This is a genomic window from Streptomyces sp. NPDC002309 (assembly GCF_053593375.1).
In genome coordinates this window covers 125,530-138,403 of sequence record NZ_JBSFCI010000006.1, presented here as the reverse complement: position 1 = coordinate 138,403, position 12,874 = coordinate 125,530, and the positions used below count along the sequence as shown (strand labels likewise).

The following is a 12,874-nucleotide window of genomic DNA, read 5'->3' as shown; positions in this document are numbered from 1 at the left end:
AGCGGACGAAGCGAAGTTACCGTGCCCGCATGACTCCCCACGACAACACGTCCTCCGCGCCCTCGCATTCCGGCCGATCGACGTCGCAGAGCCTCGCCCCCGCGACGGCAGGGCAGGCCGCACGAATTCTCCACCGCCGCGTCCAGAGGGCGGGCGAGAGCCTCACGGCGTGGCGGGCCGCCACCGTGGTGGTACGCCTCGCGCTGGCGGCCGGATTCCTCTCGGCTGTGGCCGACCGGTGGGGACTGTGGGGAGCGCAAGGCACCGACGGCGTCGCCTGGGGCACCTTCGGCGCCTTCGTGGACTACACCGGTGACCTCGCTCCCTACCTCTCGGGGTGGTTGCTGGACACCGCCGCGGTGGCCACCACCGCCGCCGAGCTTCTCCTCGGTCTCGCCCTGTTCCTTGGCCTGGCCCTGCGTTGGACGGCCTGGCTGAGCGCCGGGCTGCTCGCGGTCTTCGGCCTGTCGATGGCCTTCTTCATGAACCCGCAGGCCCCATTGAGCTACTCGGTCTTCAGCGCCGGTGCCGCGGCGGCACTGCTCGCCCTTGCCCCCCAGGGCTCCTTGACCCTCACACTGGACGAGTGGCTGACGAACCTGGGGCGCCGAGCCGACTCGTGAGCAGGGACCGAACGGCGGGTGAGCGGGCGCGGTGGCCGGTGGTGGTGGACCGGGCGGCAGCTCGTTCCCGAAAGCGTGCACGCGCTCGCCGAGCCCGATGCCGGCGAAGTCCGGAAACGTTCCGTTCTGCTTGCTGAAGAGGGGCTCCGACGGCAGTCTCACCTGGAACCCCTTCACGCTCCACCGCACTCCGCCTCTGCCCGCGTCGCCCCCGGATCTGGTCCGACCGGGGGCACGGCAGCGCGGGGCAACGAACGGGTTTGTCAGGATCGCGGCTTCATGGGCACCCGCGGGAGTCCGGGGGCGGGAAGGGGTTCCCCCGGATACCCGACCACCTCGCCGAAGCGAGTGCCGTTCATCCAGTCCTCGCGTGCCTTCTCGATGTCCTCCTGGGTGCGGCCGACGAAGTTCCACCACATGAGGATCTCCTCACCGAAGGGCGGCCCGCCGAGGAACATGGCCACCGCGGGTGCGTCCGCGTGGTTGGTCACCGTCAAGGTCTCCCTGCCGGAGGGGAGGTAGCCGAGATGGGACTCGCTCAGCCGCGTGCCGGCCATGGAGATGTCGCCCTCGATGAGGAGGAGGCCGTGCTCGAAGGCCGGGTCGACCGGGAGGGTGACGGTCGCGCCGGGGTCCAGACGGAGTTCGGCGCCGAGGAGTGGGGTGAAGGTGGTCACCGGTGAGGTGTCACCTGCGAGGGAGCCCAGGAACACCTTGACAGCGCCTCCGTCAAGAGTGGTGGTCCGCGGGACGTAGTGGTGGAAGTCGGGGCCGGTGTCCCGACTCTGGTCAGGGAGCGCCACCCACAACTGCACGCCGTGCAGAAAGTCGGTGCTCGGGGTGGAGACCTCCGAGTGACAGATACCGTGTCCGCCGGTCATCAGGTTGAGCTCGCCGGGGCGGATCGTCCAGAGCGTCCCCAGGCTGTCGCGGTGTTCGATCTCCCCCTTGAAGAGCCATGACACGGTCTGGAGCCCGATGTGGGGATGCGGTGCCACATCCATGCCGCCGGTGAGGGCTATCTCGTCCGGACCGTAGTAGTCGGCGAAGCACCATGCACCGATCAGTGATCGGGAGCGCTGCGGCAAGGTGCGCCGCACCGTCATCGCCCTGGGCCCGCCCAGGGGCACGTCGCGAGGGGAGAGGATCTCCACGGTGGCCTCGGCCTGGGTCTCGTTCATCGTCGCACCTCTCACAACATATGGGTTGAACTCAACTTTTTGTTCTTGATGGTATGGGATGTTGTCACATCGTTGGATCGGGAAGCGGCCGCCGGTGTGTGAAGGCGCAGGCGCCGGAGCGACGGCAAGAGCGGGAAGGTGCGTTCCCCCGTCGGAGGCGTGCGTTCCGGTCGAAGGCATGCGTCCCCGTCGGAGGCGTGCGTTTCCGGAGACGATCGCTGTTCACCAGGTTCCGGGGTTGTGCAGCGGCGGCCGGTCGGCGTCGCGAGGCTGGTCGGCGGGCACCCGCCGGCGTCCGAGCAGCAGATCCCGTACAACCGGTACGAGGGCGGCACCGGCCATGGGGGCCAGGAGGTAGATCCACAGGAAACCGAACTCTCCGGCGGCCAGCGCCGGGCCGAACTGGCGGGCGGGATTGAGGCCCACGCCGGTGCTCGCGCCCAGGAGCGCGACAGAGAGGAAGACGAGGAGGCCCACCAGGTAGGGGATGAAACGCGTCAGCCGCCGCACCGTCAGGAACACCCCCAGGACGACCATGCTGACGCCCGTGAACCCCGCCTCCGCGAGGAAGAGGTCCATGGCCGACCAGCCGGGGGCGGGCTGCAGGGCGGCGTAGGCCACCGGAGGCACGTCGACGGCGCCGCCCCACACGCCCCGCGCCGCATACACCCCGAGCAGGGATCCGGCGAGCTGGGCGATCACGTAGGGCGCCACCGCCGTGCCGGGGAGAACCCCGAAGCGCCACATGGCGAGGGAGACTGCCGGGTTCATGTGGCCGCCCGACCGCTTGCCTGAGGGGCTCAGGATGAGCCCGGTGACGAAGGGGCCGACCACCACGCCCACGACGAGCAGCTTCAGGTGGATTCCGGGGATCGCGTCGGAGACGGCGGACGGGCCGACGACCCAGCGCACGAGGGTCGTCACACCGAACATCAGGACGAAGGTCAGCAGAAGCTCATGAGCCCCGTGCCGCAGGGCCGGGAAGGGTGCGGTGGGGTCGTTCATGTGGTGCTCCTGATGTGCTGTGCGTGGATTCCCGGGATCGGAGGACAAGGCAGGTGCCGGACTCGGGTGGGGTTCGGCGGCGAGCCGCCGCTGGGCGCGCCAGTGGCGGTGCCGCACGGATGCGGCGACGGCCCGCCCGGCCGGGGAACACGGCCGGGCGGGCACCCGGGATGGCGGGCTCGGCGGGTCGGCGGGTCGGCTCGTCGGCGGGTCGCCGCCGAAGTGGGCGACCAGGCTCAGCTGCCGGCCGAGCGCGGGCGGCTCAGCGTCCCCGATGCGCCTGCGGCGTCGACGCCGTGTCACCTACGAAGGTCCGGTAGGGACTCGATGTGCGGGACGTCCTACGCCGGCACCGCGAGGGAACCGGGTCAGCCCAAGGCGGGGTAGTCGGTGTAGCCACGGTGGTCGCCGCCGTAGAAGGTGACGGCATCCGGGGTGTTGAAGGGCCCGCCGGCCGCGAGGCGGGCGGGCAGGTCGGGGTTGGCGAGGAACAGGGCACCGTAGGCGATCAGGTCGGCGGTGCCGTCCTCGATGAGCTTCAGCGCGTCGGGGCCCGTGGGCTCGGTGCCGGTGAACGGGTTGAGGATGAAGGTGCCCGGCCATGCCTTGCGCAGCCGCGCGACCAGGTCGCGTGCCTCGGGGGCCTCCAACTGGTGCAGGTAGGCCAGGCCCAGCGGCGCGATCGCGTCGACCAGGGCGGTGTAGGTGGCCTCGATGTCCGCCCAGTCGCTTTCGTCGATGTCGTTGAAGGGGTTGCCGGGCGAGATCCGCAGACCGACACGCTCGGCGCCGATGGCTTCGGCGACCGCCTTGGTGACCTCGACGGCGAAGCGCGTCCGCCGCTCGGGGGTGCCGCCCCAGGCGTCGGTGCGCTGGTTGGAGTTCGGGGCGAGGAACTGATGGATCAGATAACCGTTGGCGCCGTGCAGCTCCACGCCGTCGAAGCCCGCCTCGATCGCGTTGCGCGCGGCCGCGGTGAAGTCGGCGATCGTCTCCTCGATCTCCGCCTGGGTCAGCTCGTGCGGCGTGACGAACTCCTGCGGCCCCTCATGCGTGTAGACCTGGCCCTTGGCCGTGACCGCGGACGGGCAGACGGGGGTCCGGCCCATCAGGCTCGGGTGGCCGACCCGGCCGGTGTGCATGAGCTGCAGGAAGATCACGCCGCCCTCGGCGTGCACCGCGTCGGTGACCTTGCGCCAGGCCACGACCTGCTCCGCGGAGTGCACACCCGGGGTGTCGGGGTAGCCCTGGCCCACCACGTTCGGCTGCGTGCCCTCGGTGACGATCAATCCGGCGCTCGCCCGCTGGGCGTAGTAGGTCGCCGTCAGATCCGTCGGGCTGTGCCCCGGGCCGTAGGCCCGGCTGCGCGTCATCGGAGCCATCACGATGCGGTTGGCCAGGCGAAGACGCCCGAGGTCGTACGGTGCGAGAGCCGTCGTCATGATCAATTCCCGTTCGGATCGGTCGCCGCGCTCGCGGCGAAACTACCTGCCCGAACAGTAAAACAAATTTCCCTGTTCGGACAGTAAATCGATGCGGAAGTGACTTGCAGCACTCACTCGAGACGAATCCGCAGGTGAGGGAGCATTTACCAGGGGACCTCAAGGCCGGTGGGATAGGATTTGCCTGTTCGGGCCCGTTCTGGTGGGGAGAGATCGTGAACGAGAAGCGGAAGGGTCGCGGCACGGCGTCGGCGGACAGCGCGTCCAGCGAGGCGGTACGCCCCGAGATGCCACCGTCGATCCAGGCCGGCGCGATGAACCACGCGATCTTCCGCGTCTCCCGCCTGCACCGCATGCTCGCCGCCCAACTCCTGCGCCGCGTCGGCCTGTACCCCGGCCAGGAACTGGTGATGATGCAGCTCTGGGACCTCGGCCCCCAGCGTCCGATCGACCTCGTACGCCTGCTCGGCTCGGACACGGCCACCATGACCCGCACGGTCCAGCGACTGGAGCAAGCCGGGTTCGTCCGTCGCCGCCCCAGCACCACCGACAAACGTGCCACCATCATCGAACCCACCACCGCCAGCCTCGCGCTGCGCAACCAGGTCGAGGAGATCTGGGCGGAGCTCGAAGGCATCGCCGTCGGCGACCTGAGCACCGATGAGCAGGACGCCCTGCTCCGGGTTCTGACCCGCATCGAGGACAGCCTCAGCCGTGCCGCCGAGGGTCATCCCCCGCTCGCGTAGTCGGCCAGGCCTCTGCGCCCGGGTCGGGGTGCCGCGGCGCCCCGACGACATCAGGGTCATGGGGAACGGGTGCGCCGCCGAAGGTCCCCGGTGAGGCACATCCTTGTCGGGTGGCCGACGCGTTCGACACGGTCAACTCCCTGACGCGGCGCCTGCCCTCCCCCTGCCCCGCCGCAGTGAGCTCTCGCCTCGATCGCGCCCATCGTGCTCCACCCACCGACGACAGGACGTCAGCCGGCCCGGCGTGCTCTCCCCTTCATTCGGAACCGGGTCCATTTCCGTCCACACGGTGTGTCCCACACGACCTGACCAAGCCTCCGCCGGCTACTTCACCACTGTTTGCCATGATTCGCACAGTCGGTGTCGCGTCGTAAAGGCGACAATGGCGTGGGAAGGACAGGAACAATCGTTGTGTCTTGTCGTCCATGGCGTCACGCTGTCCCTCCATGACACCTCTGATCAACAGACGGCGGCCGAGGGTCCACGGACCCCGGCCGCGGTATGTGGCGGTCACCGCGCTCGCGGGCCTGACCGTCACACCGGGTGCCGCTCACGACGCCCATCAGGCCGACTCGCCACGGCAGGGCAAGCAGGCCGCAACGTCGCACGGCGGCCCCACACAGCACCACGTCACCCTCATCACGGGCGACCGCGTCACCGTGGAGAAGCACCCGTCGGGCCGGCAGAGCGTGTCGGTGCAGCCCGCCCAGGGCCGCGAGCACATCAAGTTCATCCAGCGTCAGAACCGGGGCGCCTGGCCGGTCATACCCGTCGACGCGCTTCCCCTGCTCACCGCCGGCCCCCTCGACGGGGCCCTGTTCAACGTGTCGGCCCTGGCCGAGGGGAGGCACGCGGACCGGGCAGGTCTGCCGCTGATCGTCGAGTAGGGCTCCGGTGACAAGCGCACCGTGACCGTCCACCACCCGCACCGCACCTCGGACGGCTCGGTCTCGCTGCGCACCTACGTCAAGGACGCGGCGGGCAGCTCGTTCAAGCAGACCGTCGTCAAGGCGTACCTCCTCAAGTAACCGCCGGCTGACGGCAGCAGGGGGCCTGGCGGAGTCTTCCGCCAGGCCCCTCCGCAGAATCCCATTCCTACGGCGAGCCCAGTTCGCCGTCGGCCTCCACCACTCACGGGCTCCACCGTCCGAAGGCCGGCAGATGCCACCACGGCGGCGGAGGACAACACCCTTCGGTCACACCGAGCCAACGAAAGGCCTCCGTTGAAACCACACCGCAGACGCAGAAGCCTGCCGGTCATCACAGGCGCGTGGATCCTCGCCCTGACAAGCCCGTTCGCCGCTTCGGCCGCGCCCCGTCCCGCCGCGCCCCCCGCCTCGGCCGGCGCCGACAGCGTGCCCGCCGGCGAGCACACTGTCACACTGATCACCGGTGACGTGGTGACCACTCGTCGGCTCCCGGGAGCCGAAGGCAAGTCCGGGGGCGTCGTCACCGTGCGCGGCGCGGACGGACGACCGGCGCAGACGCACATCTCGGAGTCGGGCGACGACCTGTACGTCTACCCCGAGTCCGCGCTGCCCTTCGTGGCGCGGGGAATCCTGGACCGGCAGCTGTTCAACATCACGGACCTGATCGCGGACGGATACGACGACGCGCGCCGCGAGCGGCTGCCGCTGATCGTCTCCTACACCTCGGCCGACGCCGCGCGCCGCGGATCCGCCCTCCCCGAGGGTGCGACCCGGGTACGGACCCTGGACAGCGTCCAGGGCGCCGCGCTGACCACGGACCGCACCCGCGCCGACGACTTCTGGACCTCCGTGGCCGGTCCCGCGACGGCCGACGGCGCACGGGCGCAGGACGCCGAGCCGTCCTTCGGCCGCGGCATCGCGCGCATCTGGCTCGACGGGCTCGTACACGCCGAACTCGCCGAGAGCACGGAGCAGGTCGGCGCCCCCCGGGTCTGGGAGGACGGCAACACCGGTCAGGGCGTGGACGTGGCCGTCCTCGACACGGGCGTCGACGCCGGTCACCCGGACCTCGCGGACCGCATCGCGGCCCGGCAGAGCTTCGTACCGGACGAGAACACGGACGACCACTCCGGGCACGGCACCCATGTGGCGTCCACCATCGCCGGCACCGGTGCGGCCTCCGACGGACGGGAGAAGGGCGTCGCGCCCGGCTCCCGCCTCCGCATCGGCAAGGTGCTCGGCAACGCCGGCAGCGGTCTGACCTCCTGGGTGCTGGCCGGCATGGAGTGGGCGGCCGTCGACCAGGGCGCCAAGGTCATCAACATGAGCCTCGGCTCCGATCAGTGGTCCGACGGAACCGACCCTCTCAGCCAGGCCGCCGACCGGCTCAGCGCCGAGACCGGCGCACTGTTCGTGACCGCTGCCGGCAACGCCGGCACACCCGGCGCCATCAGCGGGCCGGGGGCGGCGAACGCCGCGCTGACCGTGGGAGCGGTCGACTCCACCGACACCGTCGCGATCTTCTCCAGCACGGGCCCGCGCGTCGACGGCGCGCTGAAGCCGGAGATCAGCGCCCCGGGAGTCGGCATCCTCGCGGCCAACTCCCGGTTCAGCGACAACGGCCTGGGTGCCTACCAGCCCCTGAGCGGCACCTCCATGGCCACGCCCCATGTCGCCGGCGCCGCCGCGCTCCTCGCCGCCGCGCGTCCTGAGCTCACCGGTGGCCAGTTGAAGGACCTGCTGACCAGCACGTCCCACCAGACCCGGTACAACGCCTTCGACGCCGGCAGCGGCCGACTGGACGTCGCCGCGGCAGCGCGCACCGACGTCTTCGCCACGGCGACGGCCTACGCGGCGCAGGGCACGGGCGCGGCGGTCCAGCGCACGGTGACCTACACCAACACCACCGACGCGCCCGTCACCCTGGCGCTCTCCGTCGCGGAGACCCATGCTCCCGCCGGGACGTTCCGGCTGTCGGCCTCCGAGGTGGTCGTGCCCGCGCGCGGTACCGCCGACGTGAAGGTGACGATCGACAGCTCCGGCATCACCGACCCCGGCCGCCACAGCGGCCAGGTGCTGGCGAAGGACACGGCCGGAGACATAGCGGCGCACACCGCGGTCGGCGTCGGCTCCGTCGCGCGCAAGCTGACCTTGAAGTTCAAGGACGCCGAGGGTGAGCCGATGTCCGGCATCGCCCAGGTGTTCAGGTCGGGCGACCGGGCCGCGCCGATGTACGTCCTGGTCGACTCGACCGGCATCGGGGAACTCTACGTGCCCATGGGCGTCTACTCGGTGCTGTCCTTCAAGACGGTCGAGGGCGTCCACGGCCCCCGCTCCAAGGGCATGGCCCTGCTCGGCGACCCGGAGGTCCACCTGGACGCCGACACCACGGTCACACTGGACGCCTCCAAGATCGACCGGATCGACACGACGACCCCGCAGAAGACCGAGGTGACCTACCAGCGGCTGGACTACCACCGCTCGATGGGAGGCGTCATCCTGCGGGACTACATGGAGACGCAGACCAACTTCGACAGCCTGTGGGCCCAGCCGACGACCGAGGACGTCACGCACGGCGACTTCTACCTGGCCGCCCGCTGGCGCAAGGAGCAGCCCGCGCTGGCCGTCTCCACCCGCACGACCGACTTCACCGACGTACTGCGCCAGGACGGCGTCACGCCGCTGCCCACGGGCACCAGGAAGCTGCCGCTGGTCTTCGCGGGCCAGGGCGCCGGCGCCGACTACGCCCGGCTCGACGCGCGCGGCAAGGCCGTGGTCGTCCGCCGCAACGACGACGTCTCCGACATGGACCAGGCGGCGCACGCGATGGCCGCGGGCGCGAAGCTCCTGCTGGTGGTCAACAACGAGGACGGCCGCGGGTTCCGCGGCTACAACCAGCCGTTCGGGCCGCCCATCACGCTCGACGTGGGACTGCTCAGCCCCGACGAGGGTGAGAGGCTCGTCCAGCAGGCCAAGGGCCGCAACCCCGAGGTCACCGTCGGCTCCCGGCCGGTGAGCCCGTACGTGTACGACCTCATGCAGACCTGGCACGACCGGATCCCGGACGACATGGTGGTGCGGGGCAGCTCCAGGAACCTCGCCCGTGTCGACGTCACCTTCGCGAGCCCGGCCCCGGACCGCGAGACGGGCGGCGAGTTCCGCTTCGACTGGCCCACGTACAACAACTGGGCCATCGGCACCAGCATGCCGGAGCCGGCGAAGGGGAAGCGCACCGACTGGGTCTCGACCGGGGGCGACTACAAGTGGAGTCAGGAGGCGTACGCCGAGGGCGTGATCTACGAAGTCGGGCCCAAGGCCTCCTACCGGGCGGGCAGCAGGCAGTCCGAGGAGTGGTTCAAGCCGATCCAGCGTCCCTTCCTCAACGACGCCTTCCGCCGGCCCACCCGCAAGGGCAGCTACCTGTACATCGACATCCCGGGCTGGGGCAGCCGCAACCACGTCGGCATGGACCAGTCCGGCGTCGGAGTCAGCCAGCAGCAGACTCTCCACCAGGGCGGCACTCAACTGGGGCAGGGCAACTTCACCTCGGTGTCGGGCGACGCGCCCAGCCCCGACGCACTGCCGTACCGGCTGGTCGTCACCGGTGAGCGCGACGCCCCCTTCACGCCGTACTCGTCCAGCACGCGCACCGAGTGGGACTTCACCTCGAAGGCGGCGCCGGACGGAGCCGAGACGGTACTGCCCCTGGTGCAGCTGGAGTACGGGATCGGCACCGACGGAGCGGGACGCGCGGGACGGCACGACACGCTGTCCGTCACCGCCGCTCACCTGCCGGGCGCCTCCGGCGCCGGGAAGATCGGCGCGGTCTGTCTGGAGCTGTCCTACGACGAAGGCCGGACCTGGCACAAGGCCGACTGCGGCACCGACGGACGGGTCCGTCTGGACGCTCCCGGAAAGGCGTCGTTCGTGTCGTTGAGGGCACACGCCAAGGACACGGCGGGCAACTCGGTGCACCAGACGGTGATCAAGGCGTTCGGCCTGCGCTGAGGCAACGAGGCTCCTGGACGGGCCCTCCCGTCCAGGAGCCGTACCGCCCCATACGCTGGTCCGCCCTGACGCGCTCCTCGAGGGCGTCAGGGTGCCGGCCGTCAGAGCGAACGGGGCGCGATCGAGGTGTCCCGGAAAGGCGTTATGCTGTCGGCCATGGAGTGTTTTGCCGCCGGACGTATCCGCCGCTGAGGGTCCCGCTCGCTGCCGTTTCAAAGGCCTGAGCGGGTCGACCGATGCCCTTTTCCCTGGGTGTCAAGCCCTCAGCCTGAAAGGCACACTTCCATGCTCATTCGCGCATTCGTCCCGGACGACCTGAAGCCACTCACCGACCTGACAATCGAGACATTCCGGCCCTACTACGAGGATTCCTTCCGGCCCGTGGTGGGCGAGGTCGTCTTCGCCGGCCTGCACGACGACTGGCGCGGCGACTACCGCAAGCAGGTCGCCGAACTGCACGCGCCCGACACTCACGCGTACGTCGCGGTCGCCGAAGCCGAGGACGGCATCGCCGGCTATGTGGCGTGGAGCGTCGATCCGGCCCACAGGACCGGGAGCGTCACTCACCTCGCCGTCGCGGCCCGGCACCGCCAGCAGCACCTGGGCACGACGCTGTGCGAGCACGCGTTCGCACAGATGCGGACAAGCGGCGCCCGGTCCGTGGAGATCGGCACCGGTGGGGACTCCTTCCACGCCCCCGCCAGAGCCCTGTACGAGAGTCTCGGCTGCACCCCGTTCCCGGTGACCTACTACTACCGGGAGCTCTGACCCACCATCGGGCACCTGAACTGAGGTCGTTCCGGGGCCGGCGATGTCCTCCCAGGTACCGGAGCAGTACGGATCGAAGACGTTGCAAGATCCGTACGCTCCGGCGCGGTCGACACCGCCGGCTCCGGCGACGACGGCCTCAGCACACCCGACAGGGGGCCGCACCCCACGGCGGCCTGAGGACGTCCGCTCGTCAGGAAGGCCCTCACTCAGGTCCCGGACGAGGCGTCAACTGCCCTCAGAAGCAGAGAGCGTGACGGCCGACGCGTCCCGCTGAGGGCATCGCTCAGTAGGCGGGATTCCTACCGAGTGCCAGTTCCTGGCCACCGCGCACCACCACGTCCTGGGAGGGATACGGCACCCCGTCAGCTTCGAAGCTGGGGGGTGTCTCCCACCAGACGTCGACGATCGCACGGTCGAGGTCCCGCAGGTTCAGCACCTCCGGACCCTCGTCGACGCCGTGGACCAGGGCTTCGATGAGAGCGCCTGTGAACTGCCAGGCGAACGGATGGGAACTCGGCGTGGTGACGGTGAGAAGGGACACGTCGGGCGCGTGCTTCCTGCACCACGACCCGGCCGTGAAGCCGACCTCGCTGTCAAGGATGAGCACGGGCCGGGTGGCTGGACTGTCCTTGATGATCGAGGTGATGTCGCCGAGGCCGACGGCGGTGTCCGCGAGGTGTTCGGGGTCCGTCGTGCTCACACCGAGCATCGGTTCCTCCGCCTCGTGGTGGCCGGGCCCGGCGAAGTAGAAGAGCAGGACGTCCGTCGTGGCCCGCGCGGCCCGCCGGACGGCGTCGAGGACCTCTCCCGGGGTCCGCGGGTCCATGAGCACCTCGGTGCCCGCCGAAAGGAACGCGGGACTCGGCCCTGGCGCGGTGAGAGTGTGAGCGAGCTTGCGGGTCAGCGCGTCGCCGTCAAAACCTACGAGCACCGCGCGAGAACGTTCGAGATCAGGCAGGAGAGCATGGCGGGAGCACTCCTGATATCGAGTCACGCGGACACCTCCCCGATGCAGGTGCACTCCGCAAAGTAGCGTCCCAGACGCGAGCACGCGGGGGAACGGGGCGGAGTGTGTGCGCCGGCGAGGCCGTCGGCTCACACACTCCGCCCCGTTCGGTGATCGACAACGTGTCACGCGGGTTCGACGGGAAGCCACAACTCGCAGGTCGCCGTGGTGAAGTCGGCCGCACGATCGAGGATCGCGACGAGCGAGGGACCGGGCCGCAGCCGCCACGGGTTGGAGGGGAACCACTCGGTCGCGGTCGCCGCCCAGGTTGTCTGCAGGGCCTGCGGATGCGGTCCGGCGGTACGGAACACCGCCCACATTCCAGCTGCCACCTGGATGGTGTCCAGTTCGTCCGGGACCGCCGTGCTCTGGCTGAGGGCGACTCCGTGCAGGTAGGTCAGTTCGCTGCCCTCCCTGCCGTCGGGATCGAGGTCGTCGCTGACCTGCAGCAGACCGGGGGGTTCGGTGTCGCTCAGCTTCTTCAGCCGCAGATGCTCCTCCTGGGGCAGCGCGGCGATGTGCCGCTGGATGTGCGGGTTGACTCCCTCGTGGATGAGCGGAACCCGGGTTGCGTGCCCGACCAGCCGGAATGCCGGTCGGTCGACGATGCGGGTGTCCATGGGGATGCTCCCTTCGACGGTCAGGCGGAACCTGAGCTGAGGTTGTGTGCGCAAGGGCCCTCCCTCACGGCGCACGTCGCTGGGACGGGCGCCGTGGACGGCTCGGAACGCGCGTCCGAACGCCTCACTCGAGCCGTAGCCGTACCGGACGGCGATGCCCAGCAGGTCCCGCTCACCCCGGACGACGTCGGCGGCGGCAACGGTCATGCGGCGCCGTCGCACGTACTCCGACAGCGGCATACCGGCCAGCGACGAGAACATCCGACGCAGGTGGTACCCGGTCGTGCCGAGCGCCCCGGCCACCCCGTCGACGTCGATCTCCTCCGCGAGATGCTCCTCGACAAGATCGACGAGCTGATTGAGTGCCGAGATCATGAGGCCCTCCTTTCGAGTCCCACCCTGGCAGCGCACCCACCGGCCTGACCCGATCGCCGCGATCCGATCCGATCATGCGCTTGGACCGGTCCGGTCACCGCCCTCGATCGCGGCCGGCCGCCGCGCGACGTGGCCGTGTTCACCGTCTTCGACTCCGACAGCGTCATG

10 protein-coding genes are annotated in these 12,874 nt (G+C 70.1%); 5 read left to right on the top strand and 5 right to left on the bottom strand.

Annotation, left to right across the window (positions count from 1 at the left end; genetic code table 11):
- The first annotated feature begins 29 nt into the window (after nucleotides 1–29).
- Nucleotides 30–623 carry a hypothetical protein gene (locus tag ACWCPM_RS07555; protein WP_450975199.1) on the top strand — a complete coding sequence of 198 codons (594 nt, stop codon included), beginning with the start codon at nucleotides 30–32 and terminating at the stop codon, nucleotides 621–623.
- Between the two features lie 263 nt (nucleotides 624–886).
- Here the strand turns inward: ACWCPM_RS07555 and ACWCPM_RS07550 are convergent, their stop codons facing one another.
- The 3 genes from ACWCPM_RS07550 to ACWCPM_RS07540 form a co-directional block, all read right to left on the bottom strand.
- A complete protein-coding gene (locus ACWCPM_RS07550) occupies nucleotides 887–1,804 on the bottom strand; it encodes a pirin family protein (RefSeq protein ID WP_450975198.1) in 918 nt (305 codons plus the stop codon).
- A gap of 222 nt (nucleotides 1,805–2,026) precedes the next feature.
- Complete coding sequence (locus ACWCPM_RS07545) at nucleotides 2,027–2,809, bottom strand: MIP/aquaporin family protein (protein ID WP_450975197.1); 783 nt, start codon at nucleotides 2,807–2,809, stop codon at nucleotides 2,027–2,029.
- A gap of 368 nt (nucleotides 2,810–3,177) precedes the next feature.
- Nucleotides 3,178–4,251, bottom strand: coding sequence for an alkene reductase (locus ACWCPM_RS07540; protein ID WP_450975196.1), 1,074 nt, complete (start codon nucleotides 4,249–4,251; stop codon nucleotides 3,178–3,180).
- A 287-nt stretch (nucleotides 4,252–4,538) separates the two neighbouring features.
- Between ACWCPM_RS07540 and ACWCPM_RS07535 the strand changes: the two genes are divergently transcribed.
- The 4 genes from ACWCPM_RS07535 to ACWCPM_RS07520 all read left to right on the top strand — a co-directional run bounded on the left by ACWCPM_RS07535 (nucleotide 4,539) and on the right by ACWCPM_RS07520 (nucleotide 10,702).
- The gene (locus ACWCPM_RS07535; RefSeq protein ID WP_450975270.1) at nucleotides 4,539–4,997 is read left to right on the top strand and encodes a MarR family winged helix-turn-helix transcriptional regulator; all 459 of its coding nucleotides are present in this window, start codon (nucleotides 4,539–4,541) and stop codon (nucleotides 4,995–4,997) included.
- A gap of 446 nt (nucleotides 4,998–5,443) precedes the next feature.
- Nucleotides 5,444–5,884, top strand: coding sequence for a hypothetical protein (locus ACWCPM_RS07530; protein WP_450975195.1), 441 nt, complete (start codon nucleotides 5,444–5,446; stop codon nucleotides 5,882–5,884).
- 510 nt (nucleotides 5,885–6,394) lie between these two features.
- Nucleotides 6,395–9,934 carry a S8 family peptidase gene (locus ACWCPM_RS07525; protein WP_450975194.1) on the top strand — a complete coding sequence of 1,180 codons (3,540 nt, stop codon included), beginning with the start codon at nucleotides 6,395–6,397 and terminating at the stop codon, nucleotides 9,932–9,934.
- A 285-nt stretch (nucleotides 9,935–10,219) separates the two neighbouring features.
- Entirely contained in the window at nucleotides 10,220–10,702 is a 483-nt protein-coding gene (locus ACWCPM_RS07520) for a GNAT family N-acetyltransferase (protein WP_450975193.1), read from the top strand.
- A 286-nt stretch (nucleotides 10,703–10,988) separates the two neighbouring features.
- Here ACWCPM_RS07520 and ACWCPM_RS07515 read toward each other — a convergent pair whose 3' ends face one another.
- Entirely contained in the window at nucleotides 10,989–11,636 is a 648-nt protein-coding gene (locus ACWCPM_RS07515) for a hypothetical protein (protein ID WP_450975192.1), read from the bottom strand.
- Nucleotides 11,637–11,836: 200 nt separating this feature from the next.
- Nucleotides 11,837–12,706, bottom strand: a complete 870-nt coding sequence (locus ACWCPM_RS07510; protein ID WP_450975191.1) for an AraC family transcriptional regulator — start codon at nucleotides 12,704–12,706, stop codon at nucleotides 11,837–11,839.
- Between the last annotated feature and the right edge of the window lie 168 nt (nucleotides 12,707–12,874).